This is a genomic window from Shewanella sp. MR-4 (assembly GCF_000014685.1).
Lineage (GTDB): Bacteria > Pseudomonadota > Gammaproteobacteria > Enterobacterales > Shewanellaceae > Shewanella.
On record NC_008321.1, the window covers coordinates 1,337,259 to 1,361,691 of the forward strand.

A 24,433-nucleotide genomic window follows, 5' to 3' on the forward strand; every position below is an offset into this window, starting at 1 on the left:
TAGGAAAACTTGATATTAATGAATGTTAAGAGGCGAATTTGAGGCAGTGAAAGATTTGTTCATAAATAATCCAGTTAGGGGGTTGACAAGGCTAGGTGAAAAAGGCAATTCTGTTTTACATCACATTGACATGGATTAGCCCAAACGTATGCATAGCCTAGGTTTTGTAGTAATTACCATTATTACAACCACCACTACAACCAGAGTGGGGGCGGGCTGATACACCCTAAAGAATTTTAACGACGAGCCCGCTTCCCACAAAGAAGCGGGCTTTTTTGTTTCTAGCTTATGTTTCTTAGTCGGGCGCGGTACAGGAGATCAAGATGAAAGTTATGAAATTTGGTGGTACCTCGCTTGCAAATTGGCAGCGATTTTCAATGGCGGCGGATATCGTGGCCAAGGCGGCAAAAGCAGAGCCGGTGGCTACAGTGCTTTCTGCGCCCGCGACAGTGACAAACGCCTTGCTAGAAATGGTCGATGTGGCGGTGAAAGGGGAAGATTATTCGCCAGTCATTCAACACGTTGAGCGGGTGTTTACCTCGATCTATCAGGATGCGGTCAGTTCTGGACTCTCGAGCAGTCAAAGCGAAGTGTTGTTCGCCGGACTGAGTGCGCAGCTTGCGCGTTGGCAGGACAGATTACGCGGTATTACGCTGCTGCAGGAATGCCCTGACGGAGTACGCGCCGAGATCGTTGTTGCTGGCGAGCGTTTGTCTGCTGCTTTGATGGAGCAAGTCATGCTGGCAAAAGGCATCACTTCGGCGCAGCTAGATCCGCGTGAGCTGTTTTTAGGCCGTGGTCGTCCACTCGAATCCGTGGTGGATATTGCCGTCAGTAAACCGCGATTCAAAAATCTTGCCCTCGATGAAAAACGGGTTTGGGTGATGCCCGGCTTTACTGCCGCCGATGAAGACGGCAAGGTTGTGACCTTAGGCCGTAACGGTTCTGACTATTCCGCTGCCGTGCTGGCCGCTTGTTTAGATGCTTCAAGTTGTGAGATCTGGACCGACGTTGACGGCGTATACAACACCGATCCTCGGGTTGTCACCGATGCTAAGTTGCTGTCACAGCTCAGTTATCAAGAGGCGATGGAGCTGTCTTATTTTGGGGCTAAGGTACTGCATCCTAAAACCATTGCGCCTATCGCTCAGTTTCATATTCCCTGTTATATCAAGAACAGCTTTAATCCCGATGCGCCCGGCACTCTAGTATCGAATCAGGCCGATGAAAGCGGTCTGCAGGTGAAGGCCATTTCTAATCTGGATAATCAAACCATGTTTGATGTATCAGGCCCCGGCATGAAGGGCATGGTCGGCATGGCGAGCCGCACACTGGCGGCAATTTCCCGTAGTGGCGTTTCCGTGTCACTCATCACCCAGAGTTCTTGCGAATACAGCATCAGCTTTTGTGTGGCTACAAGCGAGTCCGCCAAAGTGAAGTCGGCACTGGAGCAAGAGTTTGAGCTAGAAATCAAAAGTGACTTACTCGAGCCGATTGAAATGCGCCATGACTTAGCAATCGTCTCCTTGATCGGTGATGGAATGCGTACCCATAAAGGTGTGGCGGCGCGGTTCTTCCAAGCGTTAGCGCAGGCGAGTGTGAATATTATCGCGATTGCGCAAGGCTCCTCCGAGCGTTCTATTTCAACTGTAATCGAGCAGCGAAAGACCAAACATGCGGTTGCCGCCTGTCATCAGGGCTTTTTCGATGTGCAGCAATATTTGGATGTGTTTTTAGTGGGTTGCGGCAATGTTGGCGCAGGCTTACTCGAGCAAATCAAACATCAGGCGAGTGTGTTAAAAGAGCAGCACATTAGTATTCGTGTCTGCGGCATCGTGAATTCAAGCAAGATGTTACTCGATAGTGCCGGTATTGATTTAAATAATTGGCAAAACCTGCTTGCCGACAGTCAGCAGCCAAGCGATCTGCCCGCGCTATTGGCTTGGGTGAAAGAGCAACAATTATTAAACCCTGTACTGGTGGATTGTACTTCAAGCGATCAAGTGTCGAACCAGTATTTAGAGGTAATGAATGCGGGCATGCACGTGGTGACGCCCAATAAGAAGGCCAATACTCGAGACTACGCTTACTACCAAGCACTGCGTCAAACAGCCTTGAAACAACGTCGTCAGTTCTTGTATGAGACTAACGTTGGCGCAGGATTGCCCGTTATCGATAACTTGAAAAAACTGTTATTTGCTGGCGATAAGTTGCACAAGTTTAACGGTATTTTGTCAGGCTCCTTATCCTTTATCTTCGGTAAACTCGATGAGGGTATGACGCTGTCAGAAGCGACTAAACTGGCGCGGGAAAAATGCTTTACCGAGCCCGATCCCCGTGATGATTTAAGTGGTATGGATGTGGCGCGTAAAGTGCTGATCTTGGCCCGTGAAGTGGGTTTGAAACTTGAGCTAAGCGATATCGTTGTCGACTCAGTCTTACCTGACGATTTTGATGATTCAGGCGATGTGGAAAGTTTTATGGCGCGTTTACCCGAGGCCGATGCCGCGATTGCGGCGCGAGTGGCAGAGGCGAAAGCGCAGGGTAAAGTGCTGCGTTATGTGGGGCAGATTGAAGAAGGCGCGTGTTATGTGCGTATCACCGAAGTCGATGCTACCGATCCGCTCTACAGCGTAAAAGGCGGTGAAAACGCGCTAGCATTCTACAGCCGTTATTATCAGCCGATTCCTTTTGTATTACGTGGATACGGTGCGGGTACAGAAGTGACAGCGGCCGGCGCCTTTGCCGATGTATTAAGAACCTTAAATTGGACTCGTGAGGTGAGTGTATGAGTTTGACCGTTTACGCTCCCGCCTCTATGGGTAATGTGGGTGTGGGCTTTGATTTATTGGGCGCAGCACTTGCGCCCATCGATGGCAGTTTACTAGGCGATAGAGTCACTATTGCGGCGGCGGATGCGGGGGTGAGCCTCACTCAAGTGGGAGCGTGGGCGCATAAGTTACCCAGTAATCCCGAGGAGAATATCGTCCATCAATGCGCGGTGTTTTTCTTAAAAGCCCTTGGAAAAGAAAACCAAGGCGTGGCATTAACCCTAGAAAAAAACTTGCCCGTCGGCAGTGGCTTAGGTTCGAGCGCCAGTTCTGTGGTTGCAGCGCTTTACGCGCTTAACGAGCATTTTGAGCGTCCATACGATAAGCAAGCACTACTCGAACTCATGGGCGAATTTGAGGGCAAGATCAGCGGTAGCGTGCATTACGACAACGTCGCGCCCTGTTATCTGGGCGGCATGCAGCTGATGCTCAATGTGCCTGGCGCTATCTGTGAGCCGATCCCCAGTTTTAAACAATGGTATTGGGTGGTGGCGTATCCTGGGATTTCACTCTCAACGGCAATGATGCGTAAACTCATGCCAGAACAATACGATAAGTCCGTGGCCATCGATTTTGGGCGTTATTTGAGTGCCTTTGTACACGCCTCTTATCAGCAAAACGCCAAGCTTGCGATTCAAGTCTTGAAGGATGTGCTGGCCGAACCTTACCGCGCGGCGGCGATACCAGGTTATGACAACGCCAGAGCGGCACTCGCCGAATTAGGCATGTTAACCACTGGCATCTCGGGTAGTGGGCCAACGCTGTTTTCGGTGACAGACAATCTTGCGACGGCTAACGCCGCCAAGGCGTGGTTAGAGGCTCATTATCTGACTGAAGCGGGGGGCTTTGCCCATGTGTGCCGCCTCGATGAGCAAGGCACGCGCCGAGTCGATTAATTTTCTTACTTTTAACAGCATTAAGCCCAAGCCTAAAGGCTTGGCACTGATAAGGTCGAGTGAGCATGGAACTATATAATTTAAAACACCCTTCGCAGAAAGTGAGCTTTAAGGAAGCGGTGCAATTAGGACTCGGTAAAGACAGAGGGTTGTTTTTTCCTACTCAAATCCCAGTGTTGCACGATATTGAGGCGCTGCTGGCAATGCCTTTTGTCGAGCGCAGTAAAAAAGTGCTCGGCGCTTGGCTCGCCTCAGAGCTTGGGCAAGGCGCGGTAGATAAGCTAGTCGAGCGTGCCTTTAATTTCGATTTGCCCTTGGTGGCGGTCGATGAGCAGCGCTCGTGCCTCGAGCTTTTCCATGGGCCAACTTTAGCATTCAAGGATTTTGGTGCGCGCTTTATGGCGCAATGCATCAATGCCTTTGCTCAAGACTCGCGCTTAACCATTCTAACCGCGACCTCGGGTGACACTGGGGCGGCGGTGGCCGATGCCTTTTACGGCCTAGATAAAGTCAATGTAGTCGTGCTCTATCCTAAGGGCAAAATCAGTGAGCTACAGGAAAAGATGTTCACCACCTTAGGTAAGAACATCCACACTGTGGCAGTAGCGTCCGATTTCGATGCTTGCCAGCACTTAGTCAAACAGGCTTTTGAAGATAGCGATGTGCGTGATGGCTTGCATTTAAACTCGGCCAACTCAATCAACATCAGTCGTTTACTGGCACAGATTTGTTATTACTTCGAAGCGGTCGCCCAATCGAAACAGCGCCATGAGGCCGATCCTGTGATTGCCGTGCCCAGTGGAAACTTTGGAAACTTGACCGCGGGATTATTTGCCAAAGCCATGGGCTTACCTGTTAAACGTTTTATTGCCGCCACCAACGCCAATGACACTGTCCCACGTTATTTAGAGAGTGGTGATTGGCAACCCAATCCCACTCAAGCGACTATGTCCAATGCGATGGATGTGAGCGAGCCAAGTAACTGGCCGCGCGTCGAGGCTATTTGCGAGAAACTCGGTTGGCCACTTTCGGACTTAGTGGGTATTCGCCTGTCTGAGGCTCAAACCTCGGAGGCCTTGGCGGAATTACAAGCTAAGGGCTATGTGTCTGAGCCCCATGCGGCGATTGCGGCTAAGGCGTTATCGCTCAACTTAGTGCCTGATGAAGTGGGGATATTTTTAGGCACGGCGCATCCCGCCAAGTTTAAGGATGTCGTAGATAGAGAGCTTAACCTCGATTTACCTTTGCCTGCAGAACTTAAGGCGGTGGAGCATAAACCTATACTCTCGGCTGAATTAGCCGCCGATTTTGCCCAGCTAAAGTCACATTTATTTGCGGTGTTAAGCTGAGCTTGAAAATTACTGTTAAGCGAAATATCAAGGGAGTCAATTGACTCCCTTTTTTACAAGTGTAAATGAGGCTCAAGAGAATTAATTAAAACTTATCATCCACAGTGATTATCAAACCTTTATATAACTACCTGAAATCAAATTAATATTTGTAACTTAGTGTATGGGTTGTCGTTAAGGAGATGTGACTTGCCTCACAATTAAGTCGGATTGAATTCGGTATGTTCGCCCGCCTATTTAGGATTTAACAATTGGATAAACTGTTTTGTTTAAATGTGCCTTATTAGGATCTTGTCTTATCTTTTTTCTTGCCGGCTGTGCAGTTGAGCCTTTGCAACTGCAACAGCGCATTAACGAAGCCTACGATTTTGAAGTGACTCACTGTGATAGTTTTGCCTTAGTAACGGGCGTGAGTCGCCATGCCAATAACCTTGCCGAGGCAAAGCAATCCGCCGCCTTGCAAGGACAGGAGTTAGGTGGTACCCATATAGTGTGGTTGCAAACGGATATGGGCGACCCAACCAAAGTGGTTGCGATAGTGTACAAATGCTTATTGTAAGGCCAAGGGTTTATGCCTTAATGGCGCTTGAGCCAATTTAAGCCTATGGCATCCTCAGGTGATGCGGACTAAGCTTAGGAAGGCGATAGGAACGCTGCGGGTTCTAACGGCAAACTGAATGCGTTAGCTATCCTAGATAGGGACGAGAACAACCGATAATGGGGCGACTATGGTGCCTAGGTTCGTTTTTCAGTTTAGCCATATCTTGCTGTTATGTATTTTTATTTTCCCCACTTTTGGTGCTCCTTCTGAGGCAGTAGTATCTGTCTGTTTAAATCCCCTGAGAGTCGGTTATAACGATTGGCCGCCCTATGCCTGGCGAGATCAGCAGGGTGAAGCGCAGGGGCTTGATGTGGAGCTGCTTCGCGCCTTTGCCGAACACTTAGGTTGTGAGGTGATTTTTATCAATGTGCCCGCTAAGCGCTCACACCAAATGCTGAAAAGTGGTTCCTTAGACATGATGATGGGCGCTACCAAAACGGCCAAACGTGAGGAGTATGCCTTATTTTCAGCCGCCTACCGTGATGAAGAAGTGCGTCTATTTGTGTTGGACGAGAAAAAAGACAAGATCCAGTTGACCCAATGGCAGGATATTTTCAGCCAAAAACTACGTTTATTAGTGCCCATCAGTGGATGGTATGGCGTGGATTATGAGCAGACGCGGCAGCGCTTAGAACAAGAGCACCTGTTGATACTCAGTCCCGATGCCGACAAATCGGTGCAAATGCTTACTTATGGCCGAGCGGATCTGATTATCGGTGATTCCATGGCTATGCCTTATATAGCCAGTCAGCATCAAGGGGTGAGGTTATCGTCACTGAAACCTGTTTTGGATCGTAATCAAATCCACTTAATGTTCAGCAAGCAAACATCCTCGTCATCGCGAGTGAAGCAATTTAATGTCGCCATCGAGGCGCTAAGCGCCAATGGTGAGATTGCCCGAATTGTTTACAAGTGGCAGCAATTTTCGCTGGCGCAACAAACCAAAATGAGTCATCAGTTTAATTCATTCTCTTGGCAATATGCTGACTTGCTCACCATCGAATGACTCAGATAAATACCTTTAAGATTATTGGTATAGCAAATGGTAAGCCTATGACACATTTGCTAAAACTTCTATTGGCTTAAGATACTGCTCTCTCTATCAATTTCTGCTAGCTTGTGGGATTACTTTGCCAGACTTTGGGTCATCATTCGTCAATCACGCCCATTAACAGTCCATTGCTAACAATAACAATAGGATAGAGACTACACATGAAACTTCGTCATTCTGTTGCCTGCTGCATGCTTGCCCTTGGCACTTTGTCCGCAGCCCACGCCATCGCTCAACCCGCCAGCAATCAAGGTTATTACCGTGCGCCAGCATTGCATGACCAGACCTTAGTCTTTACGGCCGAAGGTGATCTTTGGACGCAAACGCTCGGGCAAAAGGCGGCGACGCGCCTGACCACTCTTCCTGCCGAAGAGCTAGGCGCCGCCATCTCCGCCGATGGTAAATGGGTGGCCTATGTCGCCAATTATGAGGGCGCGAGTGAGGTTTATGTTATTCCTGTTGCGGGTGGTGTGGCCAAACGAGTGAGTTTCGAAAATAGCCGAGTGCGCGTGCAAGGCTGGACCGCAAAGGGCGAAGTGCTTTATTCCACCGATAGTGGTTTTGGCCCTGCGAACAATTGGATGTTGCGACTGGTGAATCCAGAAACCTTGGCGACGACCGACTTACCACTCGCCGATGCGGTGGAAGGGGTGGTCGATGCCAATAATCAATATGTGTACTTTACCCGTTTTGGCCTGCAGGTCACCGGCGATAACGCTAAGGTTTATCGCGGCGGCGCTAAGGGTGAGTTATGGCGCTTTAAACTCGGTGGCAAAGACGAGGCACAGTTGCTCAGTGGTCAGCATCAAGGTTCGGTGCGTCAACCTATGCTATGGCAAGACAGACTCTACTTTATCAGCGACAGCGATGGTAACGACAATCTCTGGTCCATGGCTCTGGATGGCAGTGACGCGAAACAGTTGACCCAATATAAAGATTGGCAGGTGCGCGGCGCTCGCATGGACCAAGGTAAAGTCGTGTTCCAGCAGGGCGCAGATATTCATGTTTTTGATATCGCCGCTGCCAAAGACTCATTATTAGATATTGAATTAAAGTCCGATTTCGCCCAACGCCGCGAACATTGGGTAAAAGATCCTATGGATTATGCGACCTCAGCGAACCTTGCGCTTGCGGGCGATAAAGTGGTGATCACCGCCCGTAGCCATGTGGCGATTGCGGGCATTGATGGTTCACGTTTAGTCCAAGTGGCACTGCCTGGTACCTATCGCGTGCGCAATGCGATTATGAGTCAGGATGGTAAATCGGTTTATGCCATCAGTGACATGAGTGGCCAACAGGAAATTTGGCAATTCCCTGCCGATGGCAGCAGCGGCGCGAAGCAACTCACCAAAGATGGCCATACCTTAAGAATGACGCTGAGTCTGTCAAACGATGGCCGCTACCTTGCCCACGATGATAACGATGGCAATGTGTGGTTGCTGGATCTGAAGAAAAACTCCAATCAAAAAATCATCAGCAACGGTGAGGGACTCGGCCCCTATGCGGATATTCGCTGGTCGGCAGACAGTCGTTTTATCGCGTTAACTAAATCCGAAATCGGTAAGCAAAGGCCACAAATTGTGCTGTATTCAGTGGACGAAAATAAGGCCCAAGCGCTCACCAGTGACAAGTATGAGTCCTATTCGCCGACCTTTAGTCGCGATGGCCAGTGGTTATATTTCCTCTCCAATCGCCAGTTTACTGCGACACCAAGCTCACCTTGGGGCGACCGCAATATGGGGCCAGTGTTTGATAAACGCAGCCAGATTTTTGCGATTGCCTTAGTGAAGAATGCCAAGTTCCCCTTCAGCAAACCCACAGAGCTGACGGCTAAGACGGCGGAAAAGGCAGACTCTAAAGATAAGCCTACGCCTGTAAAAATTGATTGGGCGGGAATTGGCGAGCGTTTATGGCAAGTGCCTTTCGATTCAGGCAATTACAGCCAGTTAACTGCCATTGATGGCCGTCTCTATGTGCTCGACCAAGCCATTGGCGATGACACCGAGCCTAGCTTAATGACGATTAAGTTTAGCGAGCAGCGCCCAAAAGCCGAAGTGTTTGCCGAAGACGTGGCGAATTACAGAGTGTCCGCCGATGGTAGCAAGTTGTTGCTGCGCAAAAAAAGCAATGAAAAGTCGCTGCTGATCGTCGATGCGGGCGACAAGTTGGGCGATACCGAAAATGCCAAGGTGCAAACGGATCAGTGGCAATTAGCGATTTCACCCACCCTAGAATGGCAACAAATGTTTGAAGATGCCTGGTTAATGCACAGGGACTCCTTTTTCGATAAGAAGATGCGCGGCCTCGATTGGCAAGCGACCAAGGCCAAGTACCAACCGCTACTTGATCGTTTGACCGACCGTAACGAGTTAAACGATATCTTTATGCAGATGATGGGTGAGCTAGATTCGTTGCACTCGCAAGTGCGGGGTGGCGATCTGCCCAAAGACCCTGACGCGGCCAAAGGTTCGAGTTTAGGCGCGCGGCTACAACAAACTAACGATGGGGTAAAAATTGCCCATATCTATCGTAATGATCCTGAACTGCCAAGCCAGGCATCGCCCTTAAGCCGTATCGAAGTCGATGCGAAAGAAGGCGATATGTTACTCGCCATCAATGGCACACCTGTGACTAATGTGGCCGATGTGACCCGTTTATTGCGTAATCAGCAGGATAAGCAGGTGTTGCTTGAGCTTAAACGCGGCGGCCAAAACCATAAAACCGTGGTGATGCCGGTTAGCACTCAGGTCGATAGCCAATTACGTTATTTAGATTGGGTTAACCACAACGCAGGTGTCGTGACCGAGGCGAGTAAGGGCAAGATTGGTTACCTGCATTTATACGCCATGGGCGGCGGCGATATTGAGAGTTTTGCCCGTGAGTTTTACACCAATTACGACAAGGACGGTTTGATTATCGACGTGCGTCGTAACCGTGGTGGCAATATTGATAGTTGGATCATCGAAAAACTGTTACGCCGCGCTTGGGCCTTCTGGCAGCCAACCCATGGCACGCCTAATACCAATATGCAGCAAACCTTCCGTGGCCATTTAGTGGTGTTAACCGACGAGTTGACATACTCAGATGGTGAAACCTTCTCGGCGGGGATTAAGGCGCTGGGCATTGCTCCGCTCATTGGTAAGCAAACCGCGGGCGCAGGCGTGTGGTTATCGGGTCGTAACTCTCTCACAGATAAAGGTATGGCGCGGGTCGCCGAATATCCGCAATATGCGATGGATGGCCGCTGGGTACTCGAAGGACATGGGGTAACACCGGATATCGAGGTGGATAACTTACCCTTTGCGACCTTTAATGGCCACGATGCGCAGCTCGAAACGGCCATCAGCTATCTTAAGGATGAGTTGATTAAGCAGCCTATCCCCGCATTGAAGGCGCAGCCTATGCCGGCGAAAGGAATGGCAGAAGACATAAAAGCTAAGTAATTAGCTTAAAAAATAGAAATTTAACTAAGGTTTAAGTTAGCCGAGTTAAGCTGGCTTGGTTCAATGTTAGGGTGTTGTCTTGTGGTTCCCGAGACAACACCTTTTTTTATGCCCACTCATTAGTGCTTTCGCTGGCATCAACATAGGCTTGCAGGGTGTTGACTTGTTGTTGATTCGCCATTTGCCCCACAGTTGCAGCCCTAGCCGAATCGTTGTGACTCAAATAGTAAGCCGTGGGAGCCGAAATCCCATCGTTCGTTCCCATCGCGATATTGACCATGTCCGATGCGACCTGATACTTCATTTTGGTCGCTTGAATATGGGCATATTGCTCAACACCCGCCTTCACTTTGCTTAAGTCTGGCGCATGAGGTTGTGGGATCGGGTCCACCTGCGACAGTTGTTTCGCTTCATTAGACAGGGTCACAGTGCTCGCGCTGGCGGGTGCGGCTGCTGCCGTACTCGTCGTGGCTGTTGCTGCTGGCTGTTGATAGGGGGTTGCGGTATTACGATAGGCTTGGATTTGCATAGCTGACCTCGAGTGTGAGCGTGCGATATGGCGTTATCATACGGTAACTGAGCTTGAGCTAAGCTGAACGGGTGGGGAAATAGGTCATCGGAAAGGGCAAGTTTATCGCGATAAACTTGCCCCAAATCGTTAAAACTTAATTTGAATGTCTGTCGCTAACGTATTGGCGATAAAGCAGTTTGCGTGTGCTTTTTCGTGAATTTTCTCAAGAGTCTCAGCAGAAACCTCGACACCTTCGGCAAACACTACCTTAGGATTTAAGACCATTTTTGTGACCGCAAGCTTGCCTGCCTCGTTTTTCCCTAGCTCAGCCGAAGCCTCGTCGACATAGGAGGCGACAGGGAGACGTTTAAGATGAGCGATGGCGAGGAAGGTCAACATATGACAGGAGGACAAGGCCGCAAGCAGGCTTTCCTCTGGATTAACCAAGTGTTCATTGCCCTTGTACTCGGGGGCAGAAGATGCCTGAATCGTTTGACCGCTGCCAAACGTAATGCTGTGGTCACGGCAGAATTCGCCTTCTTCGGCTGGAGAGGTTTGCCAATTCACCGTTAAGTTAAAGCCCATGTTTTTCTCCTCATTGCAGGACATCAGGGCACTATAGCTTAGCTAAAAAGACTTCTCCAGCATGGGGCGCACAGTTTAGTGCGCCGCCTTGGAAACGGTTTAGATCCCACCCGTTAACAGTAAGCTGCAAGTCAATACACTGCCGGTGACTATACCGATGGGAAGATGGCGCGGGCTGTAGCTTAGGGTCAAAATCACAAGCATCGCCGCAAGCGAGATGATCCCCATAAACAAAATGCTGCCATAGGCCCAACCTTGTCCCTGGGCGCAGGTGCTTAGGCTGATGATTAATAACAGCCAAGCAAACAGGGTTAACAGACGGCTCTGCCACTGCGATGGTGGGCGCTTAAACACATCCTTAAAATGGCCAAACTTGGCTAACGCAAACAGCGCAAGGGAGAGATAACTGAGCCCGAGAATGCCGAGCACTGGGATAAATTCTGGCATCATGATTTTGCTTCCTCCAAGGGAGACGACGAGGCAAGTTCGTTAGCATAACTCGGTTCAGGTTGTTTTCTCCTGACTTTTTCAACTGCTGTGGTATTTTTTCGACTCGGCTTTTGCAATGTTTTCACCACGGCCGAGAGTCGAGTGCTCGCAAAAAGCATGGCACAACCCAGTAACAGCGCGAGCACATCAAACCCAACCAGTGCCCATTGTTGGCTGCGGATATTATCAATTAAGTGGCTCGGAGACGTGGCCGCATTTAACAGCGGCAGTGCGCAATAAAGCGCTCCGATAAGCATCAAGGCGAATTGCCAATGGCGTCGGCTTCGACCGAAAAATGCCCATACGCCCATCGCTCCTAAAGTGATAAAGAAGCTATGTACTTCCCAGGCTGAGCGGGCGGCAAAATCCGTTGGTAGTAGGCGGTTTGCATAGAAAAATGCCGCCGCGCCTAAGGGCAAGCCTAAGATAAACATGAAGTTTAATCCTTCGACTAAGCGCAGACCACGACTCGCTTTCTCGCCTTTATCGATTGCCTTTTGCTGCTTCTGGCGTAGACGAATCGCCCACATTAAGGTGCCCGTTGCGACCATGGCGCAGCCGAGTAAGCCACAGAAGAAGAACAAAATACGCAGCAGTGGCGCGGCAAAACGCGCGGTGTGCAGCGACATCATAGTGTCGTAGGTCACGACGGTTGCCGACATCTCATGGGGGCTGGCGTACTTGAGTTCACCCGTAACACCGTTAAACACTAGGAGTGTTGATTCGTCGGTGACGTCTTTACCGGTATTTTGGTAGAAGGTCACTTGGCTATTTTGATCTTTCGGATAGGAAACAATCACCTGCTTGATAGGTGCATCGCCCCATTCTGCCTGAACTTGGGGCAACAGTTGGCTTAAGCGCACTTGCTCTGCCTGAATGCCCGAGGCTTTTTCTGTTTGTCTCGCCGGATTGAGTTCTTTTAAAAAGGCTTGATTATCCTCAGGATAAGCTGTGCTTACCGTCCATGGGATATAGATCAGCATTAAAGTGATGAGGCCAGTATAGGTGATCATTAAATGGTAGGGCAGGGCAATCACAGAGCTGACATTATGGGCATCTAACCAAGAGCGAGCGCCCTTGTTCTGACGAAAGCTAAACAAGTCTTTAAAGATACGCTTATGGATAACGATGCCGCTGATAAGGGCAATTAACATAAACATAGTGCAGACACCCACAATGTAGCGCGCCGTAATGGCTGGCATGTAGTGTAGGTCGAAATGTAAACGGTAGAAGAAGTCACCGCCGCGGCTGTCGCGGACATCGGTGATCATGCCACTGCCATCGGCCTTGGTGACATGCTGCTCGATTTTGCCTCGGCGTTGACCCTTTTCAGGCGGCAGTTGCCACGCAAAGCTCAGCATGGGGCTTCTATCGGTTGGGAAATTGATTAACCAGCGTTGGGTTGCCGCCGCGGAATGCGCTTCAATGTAGTCTTGACCTTGGTCAAGCTGAGTCGCTACTTGATTCGTTTGATAGTCTTGAAAGGCGCCGCGGTGGAGTTCTGGCTCGGCCCACAGGCTCATTTCATGGCGGAAATAACTCAGGCTACCAGCAAAAAAGATCAGCAGTAATACCCAGCACACGAGCAAACCCGCCCAAGTGTGCAGCCAGGAGAGGGTTCTAAAAAAAGTTTCTTTCATCTTACTGTCCACACACCTTAAGCAGAGCAAAACACAGGAGGCTAAATAGGCTTAAGTCACGCCACGCATGCCACGTTTTACGCACACAGAAGGCGTAAATGATGGCGATGGCATAAAACAAAAAGGCCAGCATATTGGCGGTTAAGGTGCTTTCAAATCGAGACATAGGCAGGACTTGGGTCAACATACAGGCTAGTGTTGCCGCAGCGATATAACCCGCTAATAAAGCGGCGCTGGCGCGCACAAACACCTGCAAACCAAACTGGGTCTGGTCTTGCTTAATCCAGCGAATGACGGCGTGATAATAACTCGTCACAGCGGAAGCAGAGGCTGCCGATGTTGGTGTATTGGAAACTGGGATATGAGACATAAGTGTTGCTTATTTCAGTCAATATTAAAACCGTTATGGCGATGTGCCATATCATGCATACCACTCCATTGATTATTCTTATGCCTAACCCAGTCCGCTTGGGTGCATGAGCAAAGGAGAGTCGCTACTCGGCTTGGAGTATAACCTAGTTTATTTAAATGATAAACAATATCATTTGCGTTTATCTGTGAGATCCCTAACGAATTTGTGACAGCGTAAACATCACGCTGGAGTCGCTTAAGCGGCAAACATTTCATAATGTGCAATTTGTCACAAATGTTTGTTTTTATTGATGTGATTGATCTTGCTTGTTTAGAATTTGGTTAATTTTTATGCTCTCACTGTGAGCTTAATCAAAGCAGGCGTTCTGTGCTTTTGGCAAAATGCGGCGCAACTTTCACATGGAATCCGTTAGTGCGCCCTATGCAAACACATTCAAAAAATGGTGAAAAACACCTATCCGAAAACGCTATTCTCCTCTCGACAACCGATCTGAAAGGCAACATTAAGTATGTCAATCAAACCTTTTCGCAGATCAGTGAATATAGCGTTGCCGAGTTGCAGGGGAGCCCGCATAACATAGTGCGCCATGGTGATATGCCATCAGCCGCCTTTAAAATGCTTTGGGAACGGATAAGAAGCGGCAAACCTTGGATGGGGATTGTCAAAAATAGAACAAAAACCGGTGGCTATTACTGGGTGAATGCCTACGTCGCCCCTGTGTACGAAAATGGCAAAATTCATGAGTATCAATCCGTTCGCCGCCAAGCAACCCCAGAACAAATCAAGGCGGCCGAGGAAATCTATCAAGGGATCAATCAAGGACAACAGCCCAAGGCGCTGAAAAAAGACCGCTTAGGATTTCGCGGAAAAATACTCGTGACGATGTTGTTTACCATCGCACTAACTGCCTACTTGGCAACGTATTCGCCCATCTTAGCTGCCCTTGCTGGTGGACTACTTGCTTTGGGTCTGTGGTATATGCTCATGCAGCCTTTTCAGGCATTAGTACAGGTGGCCAGCAATATTATCGATGATCCCGTTGCTATGGGGGTTTACACCGGCAGGCAAGATGAAATCGGTAAGCTAGATCTGGCGCTGCGATTTTTGATCACCGAAATTGGCGGCGTAGTGGGCCGAATGGCGGATTCTGCCAGTGAGATCCAAGAGCAGAGCGTGAATCTGAAACAAACTATCACCAATACTTGGGAACATGCCGATAGCCAGAGCGCGCAAACCACACAGGCTGCAACGGCGATGGAGCAAATGAGTGCCAGCTTTGCGGAGGTAACGGATAATATCCATCGCACCGCATCCGAGATGGTTTCTAGCCATGAGGCGGCGCAGCGTGGTCATTCACGGCTTGAAACCGTTATCGAGGCGATACATCAGCTGAGTGTACAGGTGAGCCATTTCTCCGATGTGGTGCAAACGATTGAGCAGGACAGCCAAGCGATTCATCAAGTGCTAGAAGTGATCCGCGCGATTGCCGATCAAACCAATCTGTTAGCGCTGAATGCCGCGATTGAAGCGGCGCGGGCGGGGGAAAGCGGTCGCGGTTTTGCGGTCGTTGCCGATGAAGTCCGGCAGTTATCTAGCCGAACCAGCCAGTCGACCTCGCAAATTGAACAGATTGTAAGCCGCTTTAAAGACAGTACGCAAAGGGCGGTATCAACTATGACGGCGGGTCAAGAGCAGGTTAAGCGCTCAGTTTCATTAGCGCAGGATGCCAGCATTGCCTTTGGTGAGTTGTTATCTTCTATCGCTAGAATTAACTCTTTGAGTGATGATAATGCGGCCGCAATGACTCAGCAGACCTCCGTGGCGGCAGAAATCAGCCGTGCTATCCATGTGATCAGCGATTTGGCGCAGCAGAGTTTGCAGCAGACCCAGGATGCGGCGGCCAGGGGAGATCAGGTTTCGCGATTATCGACTAAAACCCACCACCTATCGCAGCAATTCTGGCAACAGAGCGTACAACGTAAGTATTAATCCTTGGTATTCAACTGGTTGGTTTATATTTTTTGTCGATTATAAATCAACCAGTTACTCATTTTTTTAGTTCCCTTATCGTGTCATTTCTTTGATAAATCTCACATTTAGCAGCTGCTAATACCCGTTTGGCTCGAAATATTTGCCTAGGGGGCTTGTGTTTTATTTGCCATGCCCCAAGCTCTAATAGTGAAGTGAAAAAAAGTAAAGACACTAAAAGGGACAATCTATGAAAATTAATCTTTCTGGTCACCATGTCGATGTTACTGATTCTGTAAAAGAACACGTTAACGAAAAGTTTTCAAAAATCGCCACTCATTTCCCCACACTCATCGGCCTCGATATTATTATTGCGAAGGAGCATGGCGAGTTTCAGGTTGAAATTCGGACAAATTACGAAGGTAGTCGCATCTCAGCTTCGGGTACGGATGAAGTCATGTATCCCGCGATTGCCGCAGCAGCTAAAAAACTGGATGCTGCACTTAAACATCGCAAAGGCCAGTTAAAGGCGGACTTACATGAAAAGCCAACCTGCACAACGCCACCTATCGCCCATGAAATTATCCAAGAGATGGATTTGCGCTAGGTTATTACCTTAACGATGCAATAAAAAAGGGCCAACTGGCCCTTTTTTATTGGCTGTGTGACACGTCCTAAATCAAATGGTAAAGCCATAATATTTAGAGCCAAGGCATTTATAAGCCAATCCTTAAATTTGCCGCATTTCTTAAATCAAAGAGAGCTGCAACCCCTTAAGCACGGCTTGGGTGCGGTCACGGCAATCGAGTTTAGCCAGTATGGTGGATACATGGTTTTTGACCGTGCCTTCGGCCAAAAACACTGCATTGGCAATTTCTTTATTGGAAAATCCCCCCGCCATAAAACCTAAGATCTCCCGCTCGCGTTCGGATAATAAGTAGTGAGTCGGGCCGCTTTGCGCTGTTGCAGAGGATTGCTGCATCTGTTCAAGTACTGAAGGTTCAATCAAGTGTCCGCCCTGGGCCACGATTTCGATGGCCTCAAGTAATTTATCCAGAGAGACATCTTTCAATAAGAAGCCATTCGCGCCCGCCTGCAGGCTATTTAAAAACAATTCGCTGTCATCAAAGGTGGTTAACATAATGACTGGTATGGAATTTTGTGCGGCGCGAAGCTGTTTTAGCAGACTGAGACCATCGAGCACTGGCATACGTATATCGCTTAAAAGCACATCTACGGCATCCGTTTGCAGCCGTTTTAGCGCCTCTTGACCATTCTCGGCCTGCCAGCTCACCTCGATATGCTGTGAGATGGCTATCAAGCTGGCGATACCCTGACGTACAAGCTGTTGATCTTCCACTAATCCTACTCTGATTGTGCGAGCGGTGGGCTGACCATAGGTTGTGACTTTATGCTGAGATTCCATGGGGGATTCATTCCTTGATTTAGCGTGTCGGTTTACATGACGCATTACAATGTGTTGCCGCGCGGTAGACGAATCATTAGCGAGCAGCCTTGAGTACGCGAACTGTCTACGCCTGCCTGATTAGCTTGCAAACGCGCACTGCCGTGAAAGGGAGATAACCTTTCTTGCATGCTACTTAGCCCAACACCCTGAGAGGGGCTTTGGCTAATTCCTTGGCCATTATCTTTAAGGCAAATGATAAGCTCGGCTTGCTCCTCTTGCATCGACAGCGTGAGTTGATTGGCTTTGCCATGGCGCACAGCATTACTTATTCCTTCCTGCAACACGAGCAATAAGGCTTGGGCCAGTTCAGTCGACTGGAGCGGCATTAACGATTCATACTGCAGGCTAACATTGGGTAAACGGCTTACAATGGCATCGAGCGGCGGCGTTAAATCGAGACCAATATTCACCCGCTGAGCCCGAACTACGGCGCGGATGCTCTCTAATAATTCCTTGGCAAGTGATTTACTCTGATTGACTGTGGGTTTGAGCTCCGTAGGCGCTTGATGACTTAAGAGCTCAAGTTGCAACGATAACGCCGTGAGCTGGTGGCCGAGAATATCGTGCAGATCCCGTGAGATCCTCAACCTTTCTTGCTGTTCGCTAGTTTGGCTCAGCAAGGCTCTGGTGGCGATAAGTTGTTGGTTAAGATGTTCCTGTATCCGGCGAGACTCGCGCTCGGATAATCTCGCTTGGCTACTGCTGTAGGCAAACAGTTGAAACCCCATGTAAATAAGCACATTAATCATCACACTGTTTGAGGTTTGTGCGTGCAGGATCAGGTAATAACCAAGATTGGCTAACAGGATCTGTGCAATCGCGACGCGGCGATTAAAAAATTCTGGCAAGAGCGAGGCCCAAATCACCAGCAGAATGGGGAGCAATGGATGTTGACTCAACAGCATCAATCCGAAGACGCTGCCGACGAGTGCGGTGCTTAACAGCCTGCTTAGATTGAGGTTTTTTCGGGGGAAGTCCAGCGTCGTTAATAACAAGAAGAACAAGATAAACAAGGAATAAAGGGCGATATGGCTAAAGGTCGCGAGCGTGGGGAGCTTTGCTTGCATATCCTGATTGAGCCCTAGCCAAGCGACGAGCGCCCAGGTGAGGCTGCCTGCGCCAATCAGCATAGTTTCTGCTCTAGTTAATCGATTTCCCTGCACCAGCTTGTTTCCTTTTATTAACATTTTCATCCATTCTAAGGCAAGAATGGGATAAGTCACTATGGCAAATATGACTAGGTGTTAATGCAAGTCTACTCATTAGCAATTTGATTTATTTCACTAAAATGTCATCAAACTTGGCTTGATCTTCTTTAGCGACTGGCATAACTTGGCCCTATGCACAAATTTACCGTTTACTTCACCCACACTACGACCACAACTGCTTCGGCGGTGCGTGCGTAGCGATTTGTGCTTCAAAAAATCGATTACTCAACCCCGCCCAAAGTGGCGGGGTTGTTTTTTCCGTCTTTTGGGCAATAACGCTGGAGAATGTGATGGATAACATGAGCTTGCCTAAAACTGCGCTGTTAATAATTGATATGCAGCAGGGGCTGTTTTACGCCGATGCGCCGCCCTTTAATCGGGAACAGGTGCTAAATAATATCAATCTCTTAATTGCTAAAGCCCGTGAGGCCGGGGCACCGATTTGGGCGGTTCGCCATACGGGGCCAGAAGGTTCCCCCATTGCCGCCGGAACGGCAAATTGGCAATTGATAGAATCCTTAGCGATTAATCCACAGCTGGATAATATCTTTGATAAAACCAAGCCAAGTTGTTTTTATCAAACCGGATTAGCAGAGGCGTTAGCCCATGAGGGGGTCAGCGAGCTGGTGATAGTGGGGATGAAAACCCAGTATTGTATCGATACCAATTGTCGGATTGCGGCTGTACTTGGCTGGCAGGTGGTGTTAGCCGATGATGCGCATACTTGTATGGATACGGCGCAGCTCTCGGCAGAGGCGATTATTGCTCACCATAATGCCACGCTCCAAGGCGCCTTTGTGCGTTTAGCCAAGAGTGCGGATATCGTATTTCGTTAATATCCGCAAACAAAAACGCAGCCATTAGGCTGCGTTTTTTGATATCAGAATCAACTTATTCTTGAATGTCTGCATTGTGATACACGTTTTGCACGTCGTCACAATCTTCTAATGCGGCAATAAACTTATCGAATGTCGCGATATCTTCGCCAGACACAGGCGTCATGTTCTGTGGTACGAAGGTGATGTTTTCCACTTCGAAGTTGATGTCTGGCATCGCATCGGTCAGTGCGGTTTTCACTTTGAAGAACTCAGTGTGCGGCGCGATAACGCTGATCATGCCGTTTTCCACTTCGACGTCGTTTACATCGGCATCGGCCATCATCAGGATCTCGAGGATGGCATCTTCGTCTTCACCCGGGAATACGAACACAGCAGATTGATCAAACATGTGGCCCACAGTGCCTGGGGTGCCGAGTTTGGCATCGTTCTTCACGAAGGCTTGACGTACTTCGGTGAAGGTACGTTTTACGTTGTCGGTTAAGCAGTCCACGATAACCATACAGTTACCTGGGCCGAAACCTTCATAACGAGCTGTATCATAATCTTCACCGCCGCCACCCTTGGCTTTATCAATAGCACGTTCGATAACGTGTGCCGGCACTTGGTCTTTCTTAGCGCGTTCGATTAAACGGCGAAGTGATAAGTTGCCGTCTGGCTCAACACCACCTTGCTTGGCGACTACGTAAATTTCTTTACCGTAGCGCGAGTAGAGGCGGGTTTTCTGGCCAGCTGTTTTCGCCATGGATTCTTTACGGTTTTGATATGCTCTGCCCATCTTGATCTCGTTAGCTCAAAAAAATTGCGCCGATATTAGCAGTTTTAAGTCTGATTGTGCAGTCACTCTCGCGGGAATTATTGCCGATAAAGCGATGGATACCACATTTTAAGATGGCATTTATTGCTGACACTTTTGGTTCCAGAGCGTGTGCAATTCGGTCATATCTATACTAAGGTCTAATGCCATAAGCGCTGTAGAGTGCTGATGATAGCAAGATAGGTTATATTTCCTAAGGGCGAATAGTTCAATTCAGTCAGAGGGATAGACTCACTATACCGTTCTTAATCTTGTCTGCTCCGCTTGGCTTAGGCGAATCGAATGGTAAAGGATAGCCAGTGAATCTCCGCTTCTCTCACTTCCTTATCAGTCTTCAGTGAGAAACATTATGGAATTACAACATAAAGTCGCCATTGCGCTCAGCTTCGTTTTAGTCGTACTCAGTAGCCTGTTACTCAACGCAATAGCACTGTCCGGTTTAACCCAGGCATTGGTGTTGGGGGTCATTGTCTGTGCTTGGGTGTTGTGGATTGTGCAGCGCTTTTTTAGCCATAACGCGCCAGAGCCTGAGCAAGTGGTGAAATCATTTAAATCTATCAACTCGCCAGAGCATGAGATAAGCGTGCAAACCAGTAAGATTGCGATTGGCTCGGCCGAGGTGTCGCATTTTATTGATCTATTGAATAAATCCATCGAGTCCAATGGCGAACATGCCAGTGCCATCGCGGTGGCTGCGTCAGAATTAAGCCATACCACGGCGCTGTTAGGCGACAATGCCACGCATATTTTAGGGCAAACTCAAGAGGCGGAGCGTTTAAGTGTGCAGGGGCGTATCCAAGCACAAAAGGGTGTATCGGCGATTGAATCCCTCAGTAGCGACATCAATACCGCCGCACAGCAGGTGCAAGCGTTAAAGTCTAAAGCCGAGCAAATTCAAAAAATTACCGAAGTGATTAACTCTGTTGCCGAGCAAACGAACTTACTGGCTCTCAATGCTGCCATTGAGGCGGCGCGGGCGGGCGAGCAGGGGCGTGGTTTTGCCGTGGTTGCAGATGAGGTTCGCAGCCTTGCGGGAAAAACGGCAGGAGCGACCAAAGATATTGGTAAGATGTTGCTCGAAATCCGCGCCGAAACTGATAAAACCTCGGGGCTGATGGAGCAGGTTGTCTCACAAACCGCCGATGTGGTTTCTGCGATGGGGACGCTCGATGGCCACTTTACCGACATTTCGACTTCAGTGACCCACTCGGCGCAATCCCTTAGCGATATGGAAGACTCTCTCAAGCAATATAACCACACGACCAATGAGATAAGCAGCTCGGTGACCCAGATCCGTGACTCACTCACAGTGACAGGTAAACAAAGCCACAAACTCTCGGAGCAGGCGTTTACTCTGTCATTAACCACTGAGGGTATTTTCAGAGCCCTAGCGAATTGGGATACCCATACCTTTGACCAACAAGTGTTATTACTCGCCAATGAAGCGGCTAAAGCCTGTGGCGAAAAACTCTCCCAGGGATTAGCGAATCGTAGTTTTACCGAGACTGAATTGTTTAATCCACAATATCAACCAATTGCGAATACTCAGCCACAAAAGTATAGCACGGCCTTTGACCGCTATACCGATCAACATTTTCCAGCCATACAAGAGCCGATCCTCGCCAAGCACAGTGAGATAGTGTATGCCGGCGCCGTGGATAGAAAAGGTTATTTCCCGACCCACAATAAACGCTTTAGCCAAGCCTTAACTGGTAAGGTAGAAATTGATATGGTGCATAATCGCACTAAGCGTTTGTTTAACGACCCGACTGGAATACGCTGCGGCGCCCATACTGAGCCTGTGCTGCTGCAAACCTATAAGCGGGATACCGGGGAAGTGATGCATGATTTGTCCGTCCCGATTTATGTCAATGGCAAACATTGGGGCGGTTTTAGGATTGGATTTAAGGCGAAATCTTAATTAGTGTATTTATTCTAGGTTTAGTGCATAACGACGCAGAATAAAATGTTGACCAGTTGTGATCTTTGGCGCGTATTCGCTTAACAGAATAGAAATAGTTTGGCATCTATTTGCCGAAGTGCTTAAATAAGTGGATATTCATGGCGCTAAGATTTTCCTAAGGGTTGTTTTTAGGCTTGTCGCATGATGTTTTTATAGTTTTTTGATTTTTAAAGGTAAAATGCATCTTGGAGTTTTGTTGTTATAAGAGATGAAGGGAGACTCTTGCCACTTTGATCGATAGCAGTAGATTCTGCTTAATGTGAGTTAAAAGTTATGCAAGCAACACAAGCGACAGTTACCGTTTTGTATTATGACGCGCCAGTCGGGTTAATTATGCACAACGCGGTGTTAGAAGGTTTACCTGTGAGCGATTCCGGTCGTGTGATGATACCTGCGAGTTTTCGTAAGGGAAAATCCATCATCGCCGTGCTTGAAGGTGAGTGTAAAATATTGAACTCACTCGGTGAGCGGGTATTTGCGCAGGCTAATATAGGTTAATAAAAACGAAAAATAGCACTGGTAACACTTGAAACTTAAAGGACGATAAGTGGATTTATTGTCCTTTTGCGTTTTTGGGGCTGCTTAACTAAGCACGCCGTTTTTATCTGCAGACATCATCAAACAATTTATCGGCCAATTGTTGCAGGATTTCCGCCTGCGGATGGGTATGGGCAAAGGTTCTTAACCCATAAATACCCATCATCAAGTATTGCGCCCGCTGCTCACTGTTAAGCTCGCCTTGCAACATCCCTTGGGAGGCTGCTAATTCAAATTGTGCCGTCAACGCATTCTGCCAAAGCATGAGGTTTTGACTGATAATGTTTTGGATTTCATCATCTTGTTCTGCAATTTCATTTAACGCTTTAGTGAGCAAACAAGCTTGCTGGCTATCGCAGCTTAAACATTCGACCACGATATTGTCCAAGTAGGTCTTTAAATTACCCAGCACGGGACGGCTATTGGAGAAGATAAGCTTGAACTGCTCGTTTCTATCCTGCTGATATTGCTCGATAGCGGCGATCAGCAATCCACGCTTATTGCTAAAGGCGCAATAAATGGAACCGGGATGTAACCCCGTTGCTTGGGTCAGATCCTGCATGCTGGTTTTGGTGTATCCCTTGTGCATAAAGGCGGCCATCGCCCCCCTGAGCACCTGCGCCCTATCAAACTCTGCGTTTCGCATTGCAATCTCACCTCTCACCGATACTTGCGGCTGATTCTAACTAATTTTGAACAAACATTCAAAAATGTTCTTGAATGATCGTTCAAATAAGAATATCTTGAATGCACATTCAAGAATGGGGCAACAGCAATGACGATTGAACATGCAGCGAATTCCGTGGGTAATTTATTCGATACCTACACACTTAATGACACTATTACCTTAAAAAACCGTATTTTAATGGCGCCATTAACGCGCTGTATGGCCGATGCGGATTTAGTACCGACCGATGACATGGTGGCTTACTATGCTCGCCGCGCCGAAGCGGGATTGATTATCTCCGAAGCGACGATCATTCGCCCTGATGGTCAAGGTTACCCAAATACGCCCGGCATTTTTAATCAAGCGCAGATCGCCGGTTGGCGTAAAGTGACGGATGCTGTGCATGCCAACGGCGGCAAGATTTTTGTGCAGTTATGGCATACTGGCCGTGTCGCGCACCCACATTTCTTCGGTGGCGGCGATGTACTGGCGCCTTCGGCTGAAAAAGTAGAGGGCAGTGTGCCCAGAATGCGTGAGCTGACCTATGTCACTCCAAAAGCGGCAACTCTTGAAGATATTCAGGGTTTAGTCCGCGATTATGCGAAAGCGGCCGAAAACGCGATTGAAGCCGGATTCGATGGGGTTGAGATCCACGGTGCAAACGGATATTTAATCGATGCATTCTTACACCATGACAGCAACCGTCGTACCGATGAATACGGCGGCACACCGGCCAATATGTCACGCTTTGCCTTAGAAGTGGTTGATGCGATTGCGGCGCGTATTGGTAAAGACAGAACCGGTCTTCGAATTTCTCCCGGCGCCTATTTCAATATGGCTGTCGATAACCGTGACCGCGCCGTGTTTGATTACCTGTTACCTGAGCTCGAAAAACGTGAACTGGCCTTTGTGCATATCGGTATCTTCGACGACAGCATGGAGTTTGATTACTTAGATGGCCGTGTTTCTAGCTATGTGCGTGCTAACTATGGCAAAACCTTAGTGGGTGTAGGTGGTTACAGCGCCCAATCGGCAAGTGAAGCGATTGCCGCCGATAAGTTTGATTTAATTGCGATTGGTCGTCCCTTTATTGCCAACCCAGATTATGTGGCAAGAGTGCGCCAAGGTCATGAATTGGTGACCTATAGCGATGAAATGCTGGCAAGCTTGGTGTAACTCAGAGCAGCAATTACCGATAAG

At 48.6% G+C, this 24,433-nt stretch carries 21 protein-coding genes; 12 read left to right on the forward strand and 9 right to left on the reverse strand.

What is annotated here, in order from left to right:
- Nucleotides 1-323: 323 nt before the first annotated feature.
- The 6 genes from thrA (at nt 324) to SHEWMR4_RS06010 (ending at nt 10,171) form a co-directional block, all read left to right on the forward strand.
- Nucleotides 324-2,792: a bifunctional aspartate kinase/homoserine dehydrogenase I gene (gene thrA, locus SHEWMR4_RS05985; RefSeq protein WP_011621926.1), complete on the forward strand. Its 2,469-nt coding sequence runs from the start codon at nt 324-326 to the stop codon at nt 2,790-2,792.
- On the forward strand, nt 2,789-3,727 hold the full coding sequence (gene thrB / locus SHEWMR4_RS05990; protein ID WP_011621927.1) for a homoserine kinase: 939 nt from the start codon (nt 2,789-2,791) through the stop codon (nt 3,725-3,727). Before thrA ends, thrB begins: the two co-directional genes overlap by 4 nt.
- Nucleotides 3,728-3,792: 65 nt before the next feature.
- Complete coding sequence (thrC, locus tag SHEWMR4_RS05995; protein WP_011621928.1) at nt 3,793-5,076, forward strand: threonine synthase; 1,284 nt, start codon at nt 3,793-3,795, stop codon at nt 5,074-5,076.
- A gap of 298 nt (nt 5,077-5,374) precedes the next feature.
- Entirely contained in the window at nt 5,375-5,635 is a 261-nt protein-coding gene (locus SHEWMR4_RS06000; RefSeq protein WP_413540387.1) for a hypothetical protein, read from the forward strand.
- 169 nt (nt 5,636-5,804) lie between these two features.
- Complete coding sequence (locus SHEWMR4_RS06005) at nt 5,805-6,683, forward strand: substrate-binding periplasmic protein (RefSeq protein WP_011621930.1); 879 nt, start codon at nt 5,805-5,807, stop codon at nt 6,681-6,683.
- Between the two features lie 206 nt (nt 6,684-6,889).
- Entirely contained in the window at nt 6,890-10,171 is a 3,282-nt protein-coding gene (locus tag SHEWMR4_RS06010) for a S41 family peptidase (RefSeq protein WP_011621931.1), read from the forward strand.
- A gap of 106 nt (nt 10,172-10,277) precedes the next feature.
- Here the strand turns inward: SHEWMR4_RS06010 and SHEWMR4_RS06015 are convergent, their stop codons facing one another.
- From SHEWMR4_RS06015 to SHEWMR4_RS06035, 5 genes are all read right to left on the reverse strand, one after another.
- Entirely contained in the window at nt 10,278-10,700 is a 423-nt protein-coding gene (locus tag SHEWMR4_RS06015; protein WP_011621932.1) for a hypothetical protein, read from the reverse strand.
- Between the two features lie 129 nt (nt 10,701-10,829).
- Nucleotides 10,830-11,267 (reverse strand): OsmC family protein, encoded by a 438-nt coding sequence (locus SHEWMR4_RS06020; RefSeq protein WP_011621933.1) that lies wholly within the window; start codon nt 11,265-11,267, stop codon nt 10,830-10,832.
- Nucleotides 11,268-11,366: 99 nt separating this feature from the next.
- The gene (locus SHEWMR4_RS06025) at nt 11,367-11,717 is read right to left on the reverse strand and encodes a DUF3325 domain-containing protein (protein WP_011621934.1); all 351 of its coding nucleotides are present in this window, start codon (nt 11,715-11,717) and stop codon (nt 11,367-11,369) included.
- Nucleotides 11,714-13,396 (reverse strand): PepSY-associated TM helix domain-containing protein, encoded by a 1,683-nt coding sequence (locus tag SHEWMR4_RS06030; protein WP_011621935.1) that lies wholly within the window; start codon nt 13,394-13,396, stop codon nt 11,714-11,716. Before SHEWMR4_RS06030 ends, SHEWMR4_RS06025 begins: the two co-directional genes overlap by 4 nt.
- A gap of 1 nt (nt 13,397) precedes the next feature.
- A complete protein-coding gene (locus tag SHEWMR4_RS06035; RefSeq protein WP_011621936.1) occupies nt 13,398-13,766 on the reverse strand; it encodes a DUF3649 domain-containing protein in 369 nt (122 codons plus the stop codon).
- 423 nt (nt 13,767-14,189) lie between these two features.
- Here SHEWMR4_RS06035 and SHEWMR4_RS06040 point away from each other — a divergent pair, with 423 nt between their 5' ends.
- A complete protein-coding gene (locus tag SHEWMR4_RS06040; protein ID WP_011621937.1) occupies nt 14,190-15,758 on the forward strand; it encodes a methyl-accepting chemotaxis protein in 1,569 nt (522 codons plus the stop codon).
- A 229-nt stretch (nt 15,759-15,987) separates the two neighbouring features.
- A complete protein-coding gene (gene hpf / locus SHEWMR4_RS06045; RefSeq protein WP_011621938.1) occupies nt 15,988-16,344 on the forward strand; it encodes a ribosome hibernation-promoting factor, HPF/YfiA family in 357 nt (118 codons plus the stop codon).
- Between the two features lie 141 nt (nt 16,345-16,485).
- Here hpf and SHEWMR4_RS06050 read toward each other — a convergent pair whose 3' ends face one another.
- Nucleotides 16,486-17,163, reverse strand: a complete 678-nt coding sequence (locus tag SHEWMR4_RS06050) for a response regulator transcription factor (RefSeq protein WP_011621939.1) — start codon at nt 17,161-17,163, stop codon at nt 16,486-16,488.
- Nucleotides 17,164-17,207: 44 nt separating this feature from the next.
- Entirely contained in the window at nt 17,208-18,392 is a 1,185-nt protein-coding gene (locus SHEWMR4_RS06055; protein ID WP_227499229.1) for a histidine kinase, read from the reverse strand.
- 311 nt (nt 18,393-18,703) lie between these two features.
- Between SHEWMR4_RS06055 and SHEWMR4_RS06060 the strand changes: the two genes are divergently transcribed.
- Nucleotides 18,704-19,249 (forward strand): cysteine hydrolase family protein, encoded by a 546-nt coding sequence (locus tag SHEWMR4_RS06060; RefSeq protein WP_011621941.1) that lies wholly within the window; start codon nt 18,704-18,706, stop codon nt 19,247-19,249.
- A gap of 55 nt (nt 19,250-19,304) precedes the next feature.
- On the opposite strand, the gene SHEWMR4_RS06065 is transcribed toward SHEWMR4_RS06060, so the two are convergent.
- Nucleotides 19,305-20,027 (reverse strand): YebC/PmpR family DNA-binding transcriptional regulator, encoded by a 723-nt coding sequence (locus SHEWMR4_RS06065; protein ID WP_011621942.1) that lies wholly within the window; start codon nt 20,025-20,027, stop codon nt 19,305-19,307.
- Nucleotides 20,028-20,415: 388 nt separating this feature from the next.
- On the opposite strand from SHEWMR4_RS06065, the gene SHEWMR4_RS06070 reads away from it, so the two are divergent.
- The gene (locus SHEWMR4_RS06070) at nt 20,416-21,987 is read left to right on the forward strand and encodes a methyl-accepting chemotaxis protein (protein ID WP_011621943.1); all 1,572 of its coding nucleotides are present in this window, start codon (nt 20,416-20,418) and stop codon (nt 21,985-21,987) included.
- Nucleotides 21,988-22,302: 315 nt separating this feature from the next.
- Nucleotides 22,303-22,527, forward strand: coding sequence for a TIGR02922 family protein (locus SHEWMR4_RS06075; protein ID WP_011621944.1), 225 nt, complete (start codon nt 22,303-22,305; stop codon nt 22,525-22,527).
- A 103-nt stretch (nt 22,528-22,630) separates the two neighbouring features.
- Here SHEWMR4_RS06075 and SHEWMR4_RS06080 read toward each other — a convergent pair whose 3' ends face one another.
- On the reverse strand, nt 22,631-23,212 hold the full coding sequence (locus SHEWMR4_RS06080) for a TetR/AcrR family transcriptional regulator (protein WP_011621945.1): 582 nt from the start codon (nt 23,210-23,212) through the stop codon (nt 22,631-22,633).
- Between the two features lie 129 nt (nt 23,213-23,341).
- Between SHEWMR4_RS06080 and SHEWMR4_RS06085 the strand changes: the two genes are divergently transcribed.
- On the forward strand, nt 23,342-24,409 hold the full coding sequence (locus SHEWMR4_RS06085; RefSeq protein WP_011621946.1) for an alkene reductase: 1,068 nt from the start codon (nt 23,342-23,344) through the stop codon (nt 24,407-24,409).
- Nucleotides 24,410-24,433: the final 24 nt, after the last annotated feature.

Coding starts and splice junctions, on each gene's coding strand:
- thrA (WP_011621926.1), top strand. CDS start 324: ATGAAAGTTATGAAATTTGGTGGTACCTCGCTTGCAAATTGGCAGCGA.
- thrB (WP_011621927.1), top strand. CDS start 2,789: ATGAGTTTGACCGTTTACGCTCCCGCCTCTATGGGTAATGTGGGTGTG.
- thrC (WP_011621928.1), top strand. CDS start 3,793: ATGGAACTATATAATTTAAAACACCCTTCGCAGAAAGTGAGCTTTAAG.
- SHEWMR4_RS06005 (WP_011621930.1), top strand. CDS start 5,805: ATGGTGCCTAGGTTCGTTTTTCAGTTTAGCCATATCTTGCTGTTATGT.
- SHEWMR4_RS06010 (WP_011621931.1), top strand. CDS start 6,890: ATGAAACTTCGTCATTCTGTTGCCTGCTGCATGCTTGCCCTTGGCACT.
- SHEWMR4_RS06015 (WP_011621932.1), bottom strand. CDS start 10,700: ATGCAAATCCAAGCCTATCGTAATACCGCAACCCCCTATCAACAGCCA.
- SHEWMR4_RS06020 (WP_011621933.1), bottom strand. CDS start 11,267: ATGGGCTTTAACTTAACGGTGAATTGGCAAACCTCTCCAGCCGAAGAA.
- SHEWMR4_RS06025 (WP_011621934.1), bottom strand. CDS start 11,717: ATGATGCCAGAATTTATCCCAGTGCTCGGCATTCTCGGGCTCAGTTAT.
- SHEWMR4_RS06030 (WP_011621935.1), bottom strand. CDS start 13,396: ATGAAAGAAACTTTTTTTAGAACCCTCTCCTGGCTGCACACTTGGGCG.
- SHEWMR4_RS06035 (WP_011621936.1), bottom strand. CDS start 13,766: ATGTCTCATATCCCAGTTTCCAATACACCAACATCGGCAGCCTCTGCT.
- SHEWMR4_RS06040 (WP_011621937.1), top strand. CDS start 14,190: ATGCAAACACATTCAAAAAATGGTGAAAAACACCTATCCGAAAACGCT.
- hpf (WP_011621938.1), top strand. CDS start 15,988: ATGAAAATTAATCTTTCTGGTCACCATGTCGATGTTACTGATTCTGTA.
- SHEWMR4_RS06050 (WP_011621939.1), bottom strand. CDS start 17,163: ATGGAATCTCAGCATAAAGTCACAACCTATGGTCAGCCCACCGCTCGC.
- SHEWMR4_RS06055 (WP_227499229.1), bottom strand. CDS start 18,392: ATGTTAATAAAAGGAAACAAGCTGGTGCAGGGAAATCGATTAACTAGA.
- SHEWMR4_RS06060 (WP_011621941.1), top strand. CDS start 18,704: ATGGATAACATGAGCTTGCCTAAAACTGCGCTGTTAATAATTGATATG.
- SHEWMR4_RS06065 (WP_011621942.1), bottom strand. CDS start 20,027: ATGGGCAGAGCATATCAAAACCGTAAAGAATCCATGGCGAAAACAGCT.
- SHEWMR4_RS06070 (WP_011621943.1), top strand. CDS start 20,416: ATGGAATTACAACATAAAGTCGCCATTGCGCTCAGCTTCGTTTTAGTC.
- SHEWMR4_RS06075 (WP_011621944.1), top strand. CDS start 22,303: ATGCAAGCAACACAAGCGACAGTTACCGTTTTGTATTATGACGCGCCA.
- SHEWMR4_RS06080 (WP_011621945.1), bottom strand. CDS start 23,212: ATGCGAAACGCAGAGTTTGATAGGGCGCAGGTGCTCAGGGGGGCGATG.
- SHEWMR4_RS06085 (WP_011621946.1), top strand. CDS start 23,342: ATGACGATTGAACATGCAGCGAATTCCGTGGGTAATTTATTCGATACC.